Origin of the sequence: Okeania sp. SIO1H4 (genome assembly GCF_010672695.1) — a bacterium.
Taxonomy (GTDB): domain Bacteria; phylum Cyanobacteriota; class Cyanobacteriia; order Cyanobacteriales; family Microcoleaceae; genus Okeania; species Okeania hirsuta.
Window position 1 is genome coordinate 32,385 of the sequence record NZ_JAAHGB010000023.1, and the last position, 16,967, is coordinate 49,351.

Annotated in this window: 11 protein-coding genes; 3 read left to right on the forward strand and 8 right to left on the reverse strand. The window is 32.4% G+C overall.

Annotated elements, in window-relative coordinates:
* Positions 1-60 precede the first annotated feature (60 nt).
* The 3 genes from F6K06_RS16960 to F6K06_RS16970 all read left to right on the forward strand — a co-directional run bounded on the left by F6K06_RS16960 (position 61) and on the right by F6K06_RS16970 (position 2,667).
* Entirely contained in the window at positions 61-1,908 is a 1,848-nt protein-coding gene (locus tag F6K06_RS16960) for a hypothetical protein (RefSeq protein ID WP_124144405.1), read from the forward strand.
* Between the two features lie 99 nt (positions 1,909-2,007).
* Entirely contained in the window at positions 2,008-2,214 is a 207-nt protein-coding gene (locus tag F6K06_RS16965) for a hypothetical protein (protein ID WP_124144404.1), read from the forward strand.
* A gap of 324 nt (positions 2,215-2,538) precedes the next feature.
* Positions 2,539-2,667 (forward strand): hypothetical protein, encoded by a 129-nt coding sequence (locus F6K06_RS16970; protein ID WP_282433636.1) that lies wholly within the window; start codon positions 2,539-2,541, stop codon positions 2,665-2,667.
* A gap of 759 nt (positions 2,668-3,426) precedes the next feature.
* On the opposite strand, the gene F6K06_RS16975 is transcribed toward F6K06_RS16970, so the two are convergent.
* The 8 genes from F6K06_RS16975 to F6K06_RS17010 all read right to left on the reverse strand — a co-directional run bounded on the left by F6K06_RS16975 (position 3,427) and on the right by F6K06_RS17010 (position 16,433).
* Positions 3,427-5,466: a tetratricopeptide repeat protein gene (locus F6K06_RS16975; RefSeq protein ID WP_287240467.1), complete on the reverse strand. Its 2,040-nt coding sequence runs from the start codon at positions 5,464-5,466 to the stop codon at positions 3,427-3,429.
* Position 5,467: 1 nt separating this feature from the next.
* A complete protein-coding gene (locus tag F6K06_RS16980; RefSeq protein WP_124144402.1) occupies positions 5,468-5,650 on the reverse strand; it encodes a hypothetical protein in 183 nt (60 codons plus the stop codon).
* 398 nt (positions 5,651-6,048) lie between these two features.
* A complete protein-coding gene (locus tag F6K06_RS16985; protein WP_124144401.1) occupies positions 6,049-6,237 on the reverse strand; it encodes a hypothetical protein in 189 nt (62 codons plus the stop codon).
* A gap of 90 nt (positions 6,238-6,327) precedes the next feature.
* The gene (locus tag F6K06_RS16990) at positions 6,328-6,498 is read right to left on the reverse strand and encodes a hypothetical protein (protein ID WP_161564454.1); all 171 of its coding nucleotides are present in this window, start codon (positions 6,496-6,498) and stop codon (positions 6,328-6,330) included.
* 569 nt (positions 6,499-7,067) lie between these two features.
* On the reverse strand, positions 7,068-7,262 hold the full coding sequence (locus F6K06_RS16995; protein ID WP_124144400.1) for a hypothetical protein: 195 nt from the start codon (positions 7,260-7,262) through the stop codon (positions 7,068-7,070).
* Positions 7,263-7,336: 74 nt separating this feature from the next.
* Complete coding sequence (locus tag F6K06_RS17000; protein ID WP_287240463.1) at positions 7,337-9,583, reverse strand: tetratricopeptide repeat-containing sulfotransferase family protein; 2,247 nt, start codon at positions 9,581-9,583, stop codon at positions 7,337-7,339.
* Positions 9,584-10,911: 1,328 nt separating this feature from the next.
* The gene (locus F6K06_RS17005; protein ID WP_287240461.1) at positions 10,912-13,518 is read right to left on the reverse strand and encodes a tetratricopeptide repeat protein; all 2,607 of its coding nucleotides are present in this window, start codon (positions 13,516-13,518) and stop codon (positions 10,912-10,914) included.
* Positions 13,519-13,682: 164 nt separating this feature from the next.
* Positions 13,683-16,433, reverse strand: a complete 2,751-nt coding sequence (locus F6K06_RS17010; protein WP_161564453.1) for a tetratricopeptide repeat protein — start codon at positions 16,431-16,433, stop codon at positions 13,683-13,685.
* Between the last annotated feature and the right edge of the window lie 534 nt (positions 16,434-16,967).

Here is a 16,967-nt window from a genome sequence, read left to right on the forward strand (position 1 = left end):
GGTAATTATCAATTATCCATTATCAATTATCAATTAATTAATTCTTCTTTCCTCATAAAAATGATAAATTTTGCCGAATTAAAACCTAGAGTTAATACTAAATATTCTTTTGTCGGCATTGAGAAAAAGGGAAGTAAGTTGATTTTTCATTTACCTAAAGGATTCACTCAGGATGACCCGAATATTAATAATTTTGACTTTAAATGTGAATTGTTTTTCAAGCTCTATAAAGTTCTGAAAATTGTGCAAAATATTTATCAAGAAAAAGGATATTTGCAGAAAAATATCAAAATAAATGACCGTGACGGTGTATTAAAACAGGAAGCAGGAAAAGAAGTTATTATAAACGATAATCAAGAAAGCATTTTTTATAGCAAACTTGATGCCTTAGATAATATTTTAGATGTCTACGATGAATTGAAAATATTAGCACTTGTCTCTCGTCTTAGTAAATCTGAAACTATAGACTATAGTAAAATTCATCGTTATCTTCACAAATCTACTTTCCTGAATAATGGTGCTATTTTTATTGACTCTATTGATATACCTCGCCAACAAATATCTTATGAAGCTGCTGATATTGTGGCAATGTATTGTTATATATTTACTGAGATTAAACAAAAATTAGGGGAAAATGTTAATCCTGAAATTGCTGCTCTATCTGCTAGGTTTCGGCAAAAGTATATTGGGTATGAATATAGTCTGTTTAGCGAAAACTATTATTCCTTAATCATCAATACTTTGAGAGATGCTTTAGAAACAATTGATAACTATACAGCGTTAAAAGATATAGATTATTGGGATTTTTATGATGCAGTTGAGAAATTTTTATTTGGGGAATTGGATGATGTAGAAGATGGCAAAATATGGGGATTTAATAATTTTCATAGTGTTTGGGAGGGAATGTGTTTAACTTATCTGCTCAGATACACAAATCCATGTTTTGTCTGTTATCTGAATAGCCGATATATTGCTTCTGAAATAATTGCTCATTTGAATTACAAAAATAGAATTATTGATTTGAGTAAGATTTTTCACGTCAACGGCAAGGATATTTTTCCCGATGCTGTAATTATTTCGTTTAATACTAAAAATAATCGCTCAAACTTCACACTTTCAAATTTAATCCCACCTACAACTTCATATAAAATTGAAAAAGTCAAAAATTGGAATGACTTACACTACTACACCACCTTCAAATGCAATAAATATCAATTAAAAATTGCCGTTCTTAATCAAAACCCAGAACTAGAAAACCATACTTTTAACGAGTTGGCTAAATTCTGCAAACTTGAGGGAGATACACTGATAGTTAACTCCTTGCCAAATCAGTTTTATTCTTATTGGGAAATTTTGGATGACTTTAGTCTCGAACAACTACAAATGATGGAAAATTTAAATCACATATTTTATCTAGCTCTTAAATTTGGCATATTATCTCCCGATAGATTTTTTCAACGGTTTATTGATTATGTTTTGGGGTCTGAATATCTCCTTAAAGACAACATATTCTATCTGTCTCTCTTTCGGGATAAGGATAGACTCCGCTCTCTCAAAGAAATCAATCAAAGCTTTAGTAATTTCCTGAATAAAATTATGAATAAAATCTCTATTCAGGTGATTGATATTAAATATGCCAATTTTGATTATTATCTGAATCCAGGAAATCGAGAAGAAGTTAAAAGTCGAAGTGTTAGAAAACAGTTTGTCTATGAGTATTTAATTCAAAATTATCTGGAAAATTATCAAAGTACTGTTAAAAATTGGAGTATTAATAGTGAATTTTGGCTGCCTACTTACAGAAAAAATTTACCTGTGCTTACTCCTGGTGCTAAATATATGGATGATTATGTGAAATTAATGGGGGTTAATATTGTGAAAGTTATTCATAGTTATATTGAGGGATAATTAACTACATGGCTTGATCTTAATTAAGAATTTAGCGATCGCTTCTCCATATTAGCTTGCTAATTATGAACTACTTTTTCTTGTGTTGAATAAAAAGTCATGCGTAGGGGCGAACAACCAACAACTATACTTAGACTATCACCATTTTTTCTTATGTGCAATGAGAAATCCTACATTTTTGGTGCTACGTGTAATGACAGTTGTGGGTTTAAATTTGGGAGCTTGGCAATGACGATTTTGATGAGTGGCGGTCGTCGAATTTTACTCATCTATATTAGCGATCGCTTCTCCATTTTACTGTGTTGATTATGAGCTGCTTTTTTTTGTTGAATAAAAAGTCATTATTGGGGGCCAGAGACCGCCAATATATTTATACTATCACCGTTTTTTCCGAGGTGCAATCAGAAATCCTATATTTTTGGTGCTTAGTGCAATGACAGTTGTGGGTTCAAACTTGGGTGTCTAGGAATAACGAAATGAGTAGCGAGGGTCGAATTTTACTCATCTATATTAGCGATCGCTTTTCCATTTTACTGTGTTGATTATGAGCTGCTTTTTTTTTGTTGAATAAAAAGTCATTGTTGGGGGCGAGAGACCGCCAATATATTTATACTATCACCGTTTTTTCCGATGTGCAATCAGAAATCCTATATTTTTGGTGCTGAGTGCAATGACAATGGTTGTTGGTTCAAAGTTGGGAGTATGGAAATGACAATCTGGATGAGTGGCGGTCGTCGAATTTTAGTTTTATTTGTATAAAAAAATGCTGAAAACCCCGTGCTTTTAAGCCGGGGATGAAAGCTTATCGCAGGTACTAACCATGCAGAGAATTTCTGATTAATTGTTCTAAATATTCCGAAGCACTCGTCTTACTCCTAGCTGCTTTTTCTTGTATTCCTTGCCACGCATAATCAGTTAACCACACGCCACGTCTTTCAAAAGTATTGATTTGTAATTGTTTTAGGGTTTTGTAACTGGTCAGTTATTTCCGCCATCTTGCACTAGCCATTGACAAATAGTAAAGAGAAAAGATTGAAGTCATTTCAGTTATCAGTTATCAGTACCTCTGCAATAAGGAGGCTTGAAATATGGAACATTCTCTTTTTTTTTATCCCCTTAAAAAGGGAGGCTTTAGACCAGAATTTTTCGGTAAGAAGAGGGAGTTTATTAAGATATAAGGAGAAGAAAGTTTTTTTGTCACACTCTTATCCGGACATGAAGCATAAAAAAGAAATAAATCCTTATTAGTCAATCCTATCTCTTCTAAAGATAGACAATTGTTAATTGTTGAACCAACACCTAAAACCCCGGTTCATTTCATTCTAGATTTTGGTAATAAATTTATTGATTTTCAGACAGCGAAAGATAAATTGCCTCAAGCTTGAAATAAGGGGGTTTCCTCAATACATAAAATGGCAAAGTTTAGAATAAAACTGCTCTGCCTAAAACCTCAAACCTTCTTCTACCTCTCAAGGCAATGAATTAATAGCTGATAGCTGACAGCTGAATGCTTACTTTCTACCAATTAAATTTCATTCCCAAATATTCTTCTAAACGCTGATTATGAGGTTGAAAATAATCACTTAATTTTTGTCGAAGTGACTCACTAATAGAAGAATAAGAACCAGCATTTAATTTTGGATAATCTGGTATTTGATAATCTGGCAAACCTAGAAAATCGAAAACTTGCTTCATCGTACTTGCCGAGTCACGATAAAAGTCTTCACTTTTCAAAATTAGTAATTGTTCTCTAGGAAAAATAGCTAACCATTTCTTGAGGAATTCTACATATACCCCAGAAGCTATATAATCTCCTGCAAAATTCCAATAATTAGGATGAGAAATTTTGCTTATTTTTTCAAGTTGAGAATTAATTGCTACTTCACAAGAACGAAATTCTTTATTTAAACGTACTTGATGATAGTAATGAGAAATTGCTCGATCGACAGGATTTCTCATAATGATAATTAGTTTGGTTTTGGGAAAAAAATGAGAGATTCTACAGGCGGCATATTGAGCATCAAAATAGGTAGTGCTTGCTTCTCCAGTTAGAAATTTTTTTGAGTTTGAAATGGGAGGGAAATGTGCCCGATACCAATCTATACCTCTATGGAAATTGAAAGACCAAAAATGTATTTCTTTTTTGATGGCAGGTAAAATTTGGGGATGTTTAGTTATATAGCTATAAAGAGAGGTGGTTCCTCCTTTGCCTACTCCAATAATTAGAAAGTTGGCTTCTGATAATTTTTCTGAGTTCCAGTGTTGTTTAACAAAGGTGGGATGGGTTTTATAAATATAATTTTTAGAGGCTATTTGATAATATTTTATCGCTTCATTAATTCTGCCTACTTGAGTTAAAGCTTCTGCTAAGTTTAGGTAAGTGGAAACTGAATTATTTTGATTTTCAATAAGTTTCTGAAATAAATTTACTGCCTCCTCAAGTTTGCCTAATTTTTCAAAAGTTTCCCAGAGACGAGTATCAGACCACCAAGCAAAATCAGGATTAATTTCTATGGCACGATGGTAGGCAATGGAAGCTTCTAACCATTTTTGTTGTTGGGTTAAAACTAATCCTAGATAATAGTAAGATTGACTATCTCGATTAGTTTCTACAGCAGCATAATATGAGTTTAAATCTTGTTCTAGTTGAATTTTTTGCCGTAATATTTTCTCTAATTCCTGAAAGATATCTATTTGATGTTTACTAGGGAATATTTCTCGCAACATATAATAGATAATGATGGCTCCCGAAATCTGATTTGCTTGTGCTAAAGCTGTTCCTAATTTTAAGTATAGTTCTGGATTTTCTCTGATAAGATACAGTGCTTTTTGATAAATAGGATATTGGTCTGGATTTTTAATAGCTTGACAATAATAATTGATAATTTCATCTAAATTTGATTGAGAAAGTTGGGCAAAAGCATCTCCTAACTGTAGGTGCATCCAAGGTAAATCTGGTCTAACTTGAGCAACCTCTAAATAAGTAGCGATCGCTTCATCTAATTTTTTTTGTTTAAGTAAAACATCTCCCAGACATTGACGATACCAAACTACTTCTGGATTTAGTTTTATTGCTTGACGATATGCTATTTCTGCTGCTTCTAGTTTGCCAATTTGAAAGAGAATATCTGCTAATTTTTGATGAGTACCTTTAAGTTCTGGTTTGAGTTGAATTGCTGTTTGATAAGAAACAATGGCTTGCTCAAATTCTCCAACATTAACCAGTGCTTCTCCTAATTTATTATAATCCCAATAACTATCAGGATTAATTTTAATAATTTGACGGTAAGCAACGACAGCTTCTGAGTATTTTTCTAGTTTAATTAGGGCATTTCCTAAGTTATGGTAAGACCAGGGAAAATCAGGATTTAATTTGATGGCTTGACGGTAAGCTGTAATAGCTTCATCCCACTTTTGTAATTTAGTCAAAGCTTGTCCTAATTTATAGTAAGACCAAGAAAAATTTGGGTTGAGCTTTATTGCTTGATGGTAGGCATTAACGGCTTTATCCCACTGTTGTTGTTCTAGGAATTTTTCTCCTAATTCGTAGTCATCCATTTCAAATTTTCCAATTAAATATCATCTCTAAGTCTGATTCTAGTTTGTGAATTTCAGCTCGAAAGAAATCTCTCAATTTTGGAGGTAGTAATTTCCTGATAGGTGGATAAAACCCTCCATTGAATTTCTGGTAGTCCGGAATTTGATGGTTGGGCAAATTCAGAAAATCAAAGACTCGTTTCATCTTCCATTTTCCCAGCTAAATTTCATATATTAAGTCTGATTCTAGTTGAGGAATTTCAGCTTGAAAGAAATCTCTCAATTTTGGAGGTAGTAATTCCTGATAGGTGGATAAGAGTCTAAGTTAAATTTCTGGCAGTCCGGAATTTGATGGTTTGGCAAATTGAGAAAATCAAGGACTCGTTTCATCATGGTTGTGGGAGAAATTAAGAGCTTCATCCTACTGTTTTTCTGGAAATTTTTCTCCTAGCTATTAGTCATCTATCCCTAGTTTCCTAGTTAAACTTCATATATTAAGTCTGATTCTAATTGAAGAATTTTAGCTCGAAAGAAATTAGTCAATTTTTGAGGCAGTAATTTCTTGATAAATGGATAATATCCTCCGTAAATCAAAGACTCGTTTCATCTTTCAGTTTCCCAGTTAAATTCTACCTCTAAGTCTAATTCTAGTTGAGGAATTTCAGCTCGAAAGAAATCTCTCAATTTTGGAGGCAGTAATTTTTTGATAGGTGGATAAGAGTCTAAGTTAAATTTCTGGTGGTCGGGAATTTGATGGTTGGGTAAATTGAGAAAATCAAAGACTCCTTTCATTATAGTTGCGGGAGAAATTAAGAGCTTTATGGCAGTGCTTTTCTCGAAATTTTTCTCCTAACTCTGAGTCATCTATCTCTAGTTTCCCAGTTAAATTTCATATATTAAGTCTGATTCTAATGTTTGATTATGAGGTGGAAAGAAATTGCTCAATTTTTGCTGAAGTAATTTATTGATAGGTGGATAGGAACCTAAGTTTAATTTCTGGTAGTCGGGAATTTGATAGTTGGGCAAATTGAGAAAATCAAAGACTCCTTTCATCAAGCGTTGTGGGAGAAATTAAGAGCTTCATCCTACTGTTTTTCTGGAAATTTTTCTCCTAACTCTGAGTCATCTATCTCTAGTTTCCCAGTTAAATTTCATATATTAAGTCTGATTCTAATTGAGGAATTTCAGCTTGAGAGAAATCTCTCAATTTTTGAGGCAGTAATTTCTTGATAGATGGATAGGAACCTAAGTTTAATTTCTGGTAGTCGGGAATTTAATAGTTTGGCAAATTGAGAAAATCAAATACTCGTTTCATCAGGTTTTGTGGGAGAAATTAAGAGCTTTATGGCAGTGCTTTTCTCGAAATTTTTCTCCTAACTCTGAGTCATCTATCTCTAGTTTCCCAGTTAAATTTCTGGTAGTTGGAAATTTGATAGTTTGGCAAATTGAGAAAATCAAATACTCGTCTCACCATGGTTGTGAGAGAAATTAAGACCCTCATTTAAATTTCTGGTGGTCGGGAATTTAATAGTTTGGCAAATTGAGAAAATCAAATACTCGTCTCACTATGGTTGTGAGAGAAATTAAGAGCTTCTCCCTACTGTTTTTCTCCAAATTCTTAGTCAACCATCTCTAGTTTCCCAATTAAATTTCATCTCTAAGTTTGATTCTAATTTTTGATTATGAGGTGAGAATAAATTGGTCAATTTTTGGTGAAGTAATTTTTTGATCGGCGGATAAGAGTCTAAGTTTAATTTTTGGTAGTCGGGAATTTGATAGTTTGGCAAATTGAGAAAATCAAATACTCGTTCGATCATAGTTGTGGGAGAAATTAAGAATTTTACCCCACTGTTTTTATCGAAATTTTTCTCCTAACTTTTGGTCATCCATCTCAACTTTCCCAGTTAAATGTCACCTCTAAATACTCCTCTAATTTTTTATTATGAGGTCGAAAGAAGTTGGTCAATTTTTGATGCAGTGATTTACTGATAGGGGGATAGGAACCTAAATTTAATTTCTTGTAGTCAGGAACTTTATAATTTGGCAGACCGAGAAAATCAAATACTCGTTTCATCATGGTTGTTGGAGTTCGATAAAATTCTTCTGTGGGCAAAATTAGAATTTGTTCTTGAGGAAATATTCTCATCCAATTGTGGATAAAATCTATATATATTCCAGTGCCTAAATAATATAATCCATGATGCCAATAATTGGTGTCTAAGGGGGAATTTTTATAAATCATTTGCCAATTTTCTAATTCTTGATTTAATGCTGTTTCTAAAGGGCGATTTTCTCTATTTATCCTTCGCCAATGATAGTAGTGAGAAATAGCTCTATCTACAGGGTTTCTCAACATAATTATTAATTTGATTTTGGGAAAGTAATTAAATATTCTGTCTGGTGCTTCCCAATTTCCTAAATAACTAGGACTTGCTTCTCCAGTTATTAAATTTTCATGGTTTGGAATGGCAGGAAAATGAGAGATATACCAATTTATTCCTTTGTCAAAGTTCATCGACCAAAAATTTATTTCTTTTACAACAGGGGATAAAATTTGAGGATGTTGGATGAGATAACTAAATAAGGAGGTAGTTCCTCCTTTTCCTACTCCAATAATTAGAAAGTTAGGATTTTGAATGTATGTCAAATGCCACTGTTTTTGGCAAAGGGAGGGGTAAGATTTTAAAGTTTGTTGGTAACAAGCAGTTTGGTAATAAATAATTGCTTCATCTATTTGATTCTGTTTTGTCAGAATTTCTCCGAGATTTATATAGGACAAATATGAATCTGGATTTTGTTGAATAAACTGCCGATATAAATTGACTACTTTATCTAATTTTCCGCAGCGTTCTAAAGTGTTCCATAAATTATAATTTGACCAGGATAATTCAGGGTTAAGTTCTACAGCGCGCAGATAAACAATAGCAGCTTCATCCCACTTTTGTTGTTGAATAAAAGCATCTCCTAAAAATTGATAAATTTCCGAAATATTAGGTTGAATAGAAATAGCTTTTTGATAAGAGGCGATGGCTTCATCTAATCTTTGTTGTTTTACTAGGGTATTTCCTAGATAATTCCATAGCCAATAGTTATGAGGATTTTTTTCAATTTCTTGGCGGTAGATATTTTCTGCTTTTTCCCATTTATCTTGTTTGAGAAACAAATTCCATAAACATAAATGAGGTCTATCTATTTCTGGATTAAGTTCAATTGCTTTTAAGTAACTGGTAATTGCTTGGTCTGATTTTCCTGTAATTTCTAGAACATCTCCTAATGAATTATAAGACCAATAATAGTTAGGATTAATTTCTATGGCACGACGGTATGTTGTTATGGCTTCTTCCCAGTTTTCTAATTTTACTAAAGTATCTCCTAATGAGTTATGAGACCAATAAGAATTAGGATTAATTTTGATGGCTTGATGATATTTGACAATGGCTTCTGTTTCTCTTTGTTGTTTGAATAAAACTTCTCCTAAATTATGGTGAGCAAAGTAAATCTTGGGATTGATTTCTATAGCTTTTTGCAGAGTTGTCTCAGCTTGGTCTAATATACCTAATTTAATTAAAGTTTCTCCTAATTTATTGTGAGACCAATAGGAATTAGGATTAATTTTTATAGCTTTTTGGTAGGCAGTTACCGCTTCATGTAAATTATCTTGTTGAGTCAGTGCTTCTCCTAATTTTTCGTAAGACAAATAAAAATCAGGATTCAATTTAATTGCTTGTCTAAATGCTGTGGCAGCTAAATCCCATTTTGATAGTTGAATAAAGCTCTCTCCCAATTTCTGATATGACCAAGAAAAATCAGGGTTAAGTTCTATAGCACGTTGATATGCTGTGACAGCTTCATCCCACTGTTGAAGTTCCATTAATGCTTCTCCTAATTTGTGATAAAACCAGGGGAAATTAGGATTAAGTTGAATGGCATTTTGGTAAATAGTAATAGCTTGTGAAAAATTTCCTTGTTGCAGGTAAATATCTCCCAAATTTTGGTAAATTCCCCAATGTTCAGGTTGAAGTTCTATGATTTTTTCGTAACAAGCGATCGCTTGTTCTATTTGACCTTGGGATATATAAGTTTCTGCCTGTTTTTTGTTTTGTAATACTATTGTTTCTAAGTCTGTATTTGAGAACATAATTCTATAGTAGTCAGAAGGAAGAATTCAATAATGGATAATGGATAATGGATAATTGATAATTGATAATTACTTCTCCCTTAAAGGAAGAGGATTGAATAAAAGGAAAATTTTTTCTTGTTTCTCTTTTAAATGAGAGGAATTTCACCTTAATTATTCGGTGAAATCTTTTAGTTATCCCAGTTATTGATAACATTCTTTTTTCATCCTTGGTATAAGGAGACTAGAATTAATTGAAGGATAAGAACCAGGATAATAGTTTTTGTCTTCTCAGAGTCGATGATTTGTTAGACCTAAAAAATCCAAAATTTGTTTGGGTATTGCTGCGGGGTTTTCATATATTCACTTTTCGAGATTAAAAATTGTTCTCTGGGAAAAATCTTGATTTACTTTTGAATAAAAATATTCTAGAGTAGTCAGTCCTCTGGAGTCTGGAGTCATAATGAATGGCTTTTATACTATTTTTTAGATTGAAAATTATCTTTTTAGTTAAAGGGATATCTCCTTTGAATAATTGATAATTGATAATGGATAATTGATCATTACTTCTCCCTTAAAGGAAGAGGATTGAATAAAAGGAAAATTTTTTCTTGTTTCTCTTTTAAATGAGAGGAATTTCACCTTAATTATTCGGTAAAATCTTTTAGTTATCCCAATTATTCTAAACATTCTTTTTTCACCCTTGGTATAAGGAGACTAGAATTAATTAAAGGATAAGAAGCAGGATAATAGTTTTTGTCTTCTTAGAGTCGATGATTTGTTAGACCTAAAAAATCCAAAATTTGTTTGGGTATTACTGCGGGGTTTTCATATATTCACTTTTCGAGATTAAAAATTGTTCTCTGGGAAAAATCTTGATTTACTTTTGAATAAAATATAGATATTAACCAATACTTACAGCACTTTTTAAGATGGTAAGGTACAGTTCAATATTAATCTCTATCTCCTCTTTACCGAAAAATTGTGGTTTAAAGCCTCCCCTTTTAAGCTATCCCTTATAAGGAACTCCTGAAAACCTTGTGGGAAGCAGGGGAGTAGGGGAGCAGGGAGCAGGGGAGAAAGGAGAAAGAATCATAGTAGATAGGAAAAATTACTTAAGTTATCAAAATAATGTACTTTTGAATACACTTTTTCTCTGACAAAAACCTTTTAAAGACTCGTACATAACTTGTCTATTCTGTCAATTTTTATGTTAAGAAAGATGTTTATAAAGCCTCCCCTTTTAAGGGGATAATAAAGAAAAATTTTCATGATTAGTAAATCCTCTTCTTTTCAAGGAGAGGTAATTGTTAATTATTAATTATTAATTATTAATTGTTGAATACTCCCTATTCCCAGTTAAACTTCATACCTAAATATGCTTCAAGTTTTTGATTATAGGGTTGAAAATAACTACTTAGACTCTGGTGAATTGATTGAGGAAGAGTAGGATAAGAACCAGAATTTAATTTCTGATAATTTTTGAGTTGATGTTTGGGTAAATCTAGAAAGTTAAAAACTTTTTCCATGATACTTGCTGGGTTTTGATAAAAGTCTTCGCTTCTTAAAATCAGGAATTGTTTTCTGGGAAAAATAGCCATCCATTTTTTGATAAATTCTACATAAACTCCATAACTTATATAGTAAGAGATATGATTCCAGTAAGCTTGCTCAAGAGTAGATTCAGACATTTGATGAAGTCTCTCTAACTGGGAATATATTGCTTCTGATAAAGATTTATTTTCCATCTTCGATCTGACTTCGTGATAATAGTGAGAAATTGCTCTATCTACTGGGTTTCGCAAAATTATAATCAACTTTATTTTGGGGAAAATACTAAATAGTCGTGTCGGGGTCTGCCAACTATTAATATAGGTAGGAGTTGCTTCTCCTGTTAAAAATTTTGTTGCTTTTGGAATGGGAGGAAAATGAGCTAAGTACCAATTTATTCCTTTGTCAAAATGTCTCGACCAAAAATATATTTCTTTTTTAATGGCAGGTAAAACTTGAGGATGTTGAGTGAGATAGTTATATAGAGAAGTAGTGCCACTTTTGCCAGTGCCAATAATTATAAAGTTAGGATTTGTTACTTGTTCTTGATGCCAATATTTTTTCACGAAATTGGGATGAGATTTTAAAGTTTGCTCGTAACAAGCAGTACGATAAGAGGTTACCGCTGCATCAATTTTACCTCGCTCGCTGAGAACTTCTCCTAGGTTTAAGTGAGATAAAACGGAGTGTGGTTTATTGTGAATAATTTGATGGTAAAAACTGACTACTTCATCAAGCTTATCGGACTGTTTTAAGTAATTCCAGAAACGATTATAAGACCAGTTAATTTCTGGGTTTAACTTGATGGCTTTGAGGAAAGCTAGACTTGCTTGTTCCAATTCTTCTTGTCGAGTCAGAGTTATGGCTAAATCATAGTAATATTTAGAAGATTTTGGGTTTTGTTCGATAGCTCTACGATATCTTTCTACTTCTAGTTTTAACTCTAATTTTTTCTCTAAAGCTTTCTGAAGTTGATTTGTAATTTCTTGGTCATTTACTTCCAGTTGCAGAGCCATATTATAAATAATGACTGCCCCTTTATATTGCTCTTTTTTGCTGAGGGAATTTCCTAAATATAGATATAATTCTGAATTTTGCGGCAAATGAAGCACTAATTTAGAATTAATTATCTCTGACCGATGGTTTTGAAGCGCAGAACAATAATAGTTAATTTGATCTTCTAAACTACTTTGAGATATTTGTGCTAATGCTTCTCCTAGTGTCTGATATATCCAAGGCATATTTTTTTCCATATTTAAGGCAGTCAAAAAGGTGAATATTGCTTGATTCCACCTTTTTAATTTCATTAAAATTTCCCCGATATTGTTATAAGACCAAGGTACATCTGGTTTTAATTTTATAGCTTCTATATAACTATCAACTGCTGCCTCTAATTTTCCTTGTTTTTGTAGAATATCCGCTAATTTATGATAATTTTCTCTTTGATTTGGTTGAAGTTGGATTAAGGTTTCATAACAAGCGATCGCTTCTGAATAAATATCAAATTTCCTGTTTTTTTCGACTTCAGTTAGTTTAACTAATGTTGCTGCTAATTTACTATAAGCCAAATAAGAGTTAGGGTTGATTTTAATAATTTGACGGTAGACTGCTACTGCTTCTGACCATCTTTCAAGTTTGACTAAAGCTTCACCTAAATTATAGTAAGCCACATCTATATTAGGTTCTATTTCTATTGCTCGGCGATAAGTTGTTACTGCTTCGGAGCATTTTGATAATTGCATTAAAGCATCCCCTAAATTTTTGTGGGGCAAATATAAATCTGGCTTTAATTCAGTAGCACGACGATAAACTTTGACAGCTTCTTCCCATTTTTCTAGCTGCATAAAAGCTGTGCCTAATTTTTTATAAGACCAAGGAAAATCTGGATTTAGTTCAATAAATCTGTTGTAGGCAATGACAGCTTTATCCCATTTTTCTAATTCTAGGAATGCTTCCCCTAATTTATGGAAAGACCAGGGAAATTTTGGATTTAATTCTGTAGCTTTTTGATATGCAATGACAGCTTCATCCCATTTTTCTAATTCTAGGAATGCTTCTCCTAATTTATGATGAATTTCTGCTTGGTTTGGGTTTAACTGAATTGCTCGCTCGTAACTCTCAATTGCAGCTTGCCATTGTTGTTGTTGGGTAAATAAATTACCTAAATTAATATGAGCTTCTACTAAGTTAGAATTTATGGTGATTGCTTGTTGATAATTTTGTTTTGCTAGGTCTAATTTTTCCATTGCTTGTAAAACTTTTCCCAGAGTATTATAGACAGGAGAAAAATTTGATTGTATCTCTATTACTTGGTTACATAAATGGTGTGATGTTTCTAATTCTCCTCGTTCTAGATATAATTCTGCCTGTTGATATAAACCCAGTGCAATTTTTTTTGTATTCATTTTATTTATAGATACTTTCTAAATTTATGCTAACTCTAGAATTTTTAATACCCGTTTAATATTAACAATAATATCTGGTCTCCACTGAGTTTTATAAGTGGTAGTGTAAACTGTTTGCGAAGTATTCCGTAGGAAATGCTTACCTTTGAAATTGCCAATATTGCCTAAATTAATTCAACTTCTGCAAACTTCATCATTTTTTTTAACCTTGTCAAATTTACAATAATATCTGGTTTCCAAGGAATTTTACCTGAATTATCATCTTCAAAATTTTCACCTATTAAGTAATAGTGTGACAACCTACATAAATTGCTAATTTCCCAGTAAAAATTAGTAATATACTTTGGAGAAAAAATCTCAATCACTTTTGTTCCTGGACTACAAAATACGAGGTTTGTCAGTCCACCTCCATGAGGTGCTACTATCACTTTTGCAGCTACCATATATAATGCTTGTTCTGCAATAGACATTGATTCTAGGGAAAGACTAATAAAACCAAATTTTTCTAACAAATTAACTACTTCTTCTTCATTAAGAACTCGTCGCCATGATGCAAACTTTCGACTTATATATATTCGTTCTGGCTTACTAGATGATTTTATGATAGTTTGTGATTTGATAAATAAACTTCGCAAAAACTCACAACCCCATTTGCTGACTCTCAGATTTCCTTTCTGAGATTTATAGGAAGAAGGTACAACTAATTTCTGAGCTTTTATATGAGGAAAAAATCGGCTTTCTATGATTTGAGATTGTTTAATTCCCAGAGCAGCAATGGTTTCTATTTGAAACTTTTTATCACATCTGGTAAAGACAAATTTATCTATTATTAGGTTAGTTCGACGCAGCAAATCTATCCGTGTAACTACATCAAACATCCAGTGGAAATACATGAATCCTCCCCACTTTGCTGATAAAAATGCCACTGTACCATCTATATAATTAATCGGAGGTAATTCCTCAGAAGATATAATCACTTCAGAACAACCTGTAGAAACATCTCTTACCAACTTATTGTCTGAAGTAATAACTGCACTTGTTGCTAAATCAATACTACCTCTACCTTCGGGAATTACTACTACAAAAGCTTCCGCTGAGTAGGATTTTTTATCTAGGAAATAATGATGTTTTTTTTGCTCTATTGTTTGAGATGATAACAGATTAAATTGAGTACTTGAATAGATGTTTATCCGAGTAATATTTTTTTGTGCAGACTCAGAAGTAATTTCCCAATCTTCTGTTAAGTTTAAAAACTTTCTTAGCCAATTATGCGGTAATTTTTGGTTAGTTTTCCAGAGGTGAGCTTCTTTGTGGCGTTCTTGTTTTTTGAGAATAAATTCTATTTTTTTATGAACATCGTAATAGTCTGGTCTAATTTTTAGAGCTTGAATTAAACATGGTATAGCTTCTGATAAATTCTCTAGTTGAAGATAAACATTTCCTAATGCTGCATAGTGCCAACAAGATTTTGGATTAATTTCTATGGCTTTTTGATAATTATAAATTGCTTCATCTAATAATCCTTTTTCTTGTAAAGCGTCTGCTAATCTTCTGTGGAATAAATGATTATTTGCTTCTAACTCTATAGCATGACGGTAAGCAATTATTGCTTCATCCCACTTGGTTAATTTCCTTAGTGTTTCTCCTAAGTTGTAATATGACCAAGATAAATTGGGATTAATGTTTATGGCTGTTTTATAACTAGAAATTGCTTCATATAATAATCCTTTTTCTTGTAAAGCGTCTGCTAATCTTCTGTGAAATAAATGGTTATTTGCTTCTAATTCTATCGCACGACGATAAATAATAATTGCTTCATCCCATTCTTGAAGTTTTACTAGCCTTTGTCCTATATCGTGGAGCCATTTTATATTATTTGGTTCAGTTTCTAGTAAGCTTCGGTAATAATCTATAGCTAGATCGTGTGGTTCCAATTTTGATAAATTATCTCCTAATCTCTGATAAAACCAAGTTAAGGCGGGATTAATTTCTATGACTCGTTTACAACTAGAAATAGCTCTGTCTAAGTTTCCTTTTTGTTGCTGAATTTCTACTAATTTACGGTGAACTTCCCAAACATCAAATTTGATGTCTATTACTTTCTGATAATATTTTTCTGCTGATTCTAATTCTCCTTTTTCTTGGAGAATATCTGCCAATTTTTTGTAAGACCAAGGAAAATTTTGATTAATTTCTATAGAGAGGTGGAAACTACTAATAGCTGCATCTAACTCTCCTATTTCTTGAAATATTTTTCCTAGTTTATGGTGAGCTACCCACAAATTAGGTTGAATTTGAATTGATCTTTGATAATAATTTATTGCTTCAGTTAACTCTCCTTGTTTAGCAACAGCGTCGCCTAAATTTTGATAGGCATTTGCCAAAGATGGATTTAATTTTATGGCTTTTTGGAAATTAGCGATCGCTGATTCTATTTCCTCATTTTCTAGCCAACTTTTTCCCTGTTTTAAATATTCTGAGGCTTGAGGATATTGAGCTTCTAAACTTAATGCTTGTTCCTGACAATCTCTGGCTAATTCTATTTTTCCTATTTGTTGCCAGATTTTTCCTAAGTTCCGATAAAAACCTGGTAAATTTGGTTTGATGCTGATGGCTTCTTGGTAAGATTTTATTGCTAATTGCCATTGTTTTTCTTGGGCATATAAGCTGCCCAAATTTGCATGAACTTCTGCCCATTCTGGCTGTTGACTTATTGCTTTGAGATACCATTCTTTTGCTTTGTCTATTTCACCAATTTTGTGAAAAATATTTCCCAATGTTTTATAGATGCCTAGAAAATCTGGCACTATTTCTAATACTTGATTACAAGCTAATATTGCCTCTTCTAATTTTCCTTGAGTTAAATATAATTCTGCTTTTTGAGATAAATTTATTAGATTTATTTTTTTGTTCATTTTGAGCTTAGTCATACTAAATTACTTTGTAAGTATTCAACTATTAGCGGTCAGTTATTCCTGCGGAATACGCTAGCATTCAGCTTTTTAAAATGAAGCAAGCATTCGTTTAACTTATACTACATTCCCAACGAGAGATTCGTACTCTGAAGCTTTAATAAAATTGCTTTTTTCTCCTTTAAAGGTAATTAAGCTGAAGTCCCCAGTTCCGACCTTATTAGACTAGCTAATAGCTGACTGCTGAGTGCTGTTTGCTTAGATTACTTTTGCTAATTCCATGATTTCTAATAGCTGTTTTAAATTGACAATTATATCTGGTGTCCATAACTATTATTAGAGGGAATAGGGAATAGAAGATAAATAAGTATAGGTCTACCTCATTAGGTTGAGAAACATTATATTATCGGAGATGTCTAATAACATCGGCTATTTCCAAATTAATTTTCATTGTTTCCAAACATGATTTTAAAGAGTTGCTCAAATCCCCGTTACAAAAATAACCTCTGACTTCTAACTTCTGACTTCTGACTTGGT

Coding starts and splice junctions, on each gene's coding strand:
- F6K06_RS16960 (WP_124144405.1), top strand. CDS start 61: ATGATAAATTTTGCCGAATTAAAACCTAGAGTTAATACTAAATATTCT.
- F6K06_RS16965 (WP_124144404.1), top strand. CDS start 2,008: ATGCGTAGGGGCGAACAACCAACAACTATACTTAGACTATCACCATTT.
- F6K06_RS16970 (WP_282433636.1), top strand. CDS start 2,539: ATGTGCAATCAGAAATCCTATATTTTTGGTGCTGAGTGCAATGACAAT.
- F6K06_RS16975 (WP_287240467.1), bottom strand. CDS start 5,466: ATGGATGACTACGAATTAGGAGAAAAATTCCTAGAACAACAACAGTGG.
- F6K06_RS16980 (WP_124144402.1), bottom strand. CDS start 5,650: ATGAAACGAGTCTTTGATTTTCTGAATTTGCCCAACCATCAAATTCCG.
- F6K06_RS16985 (WP_124144401.1), bottom strand. CDS start 6,237: ATGAAAGGAGTCTTTGATTTTCTCAATTTACCCAACCATCAAATTCCC.
- F6K06_RS16990 (WP_161564454.1), bottom strand. CDS start 6,498: ATGAAAGGAGTCTTTGATTTTCTCAATTTGCCCAACTATCAAATTCCC.
- F6K06_RS16995 (WP_124144400.1), bottom strand. CDS start 7,262: ATGATCGAACGAGTATTTGATTTTCTCAATTTGCCAAACTATCAAATT.
- F6K06_RS17000 (WP_287240463.1), bottom strand. CDS start 9,583: ATGTTCTCAAATACAGACTTAGAAACAATAGTATTACAAAACAAAAAA.
- F6K06_RS17005 (WP_287240461.1), bottom strand. CDS start 13,518: ATGAATACAAAAAAAATTGCACTGGGTTTATATCAACAGGCAGAATTA.
- F6K06_RS17010 (WP_161564453.1), bottom strand. CDS start 16,433: ATGAACAAAAAAATAAATCTAATAAATTTATCTCAAAAAGCAGAATTA.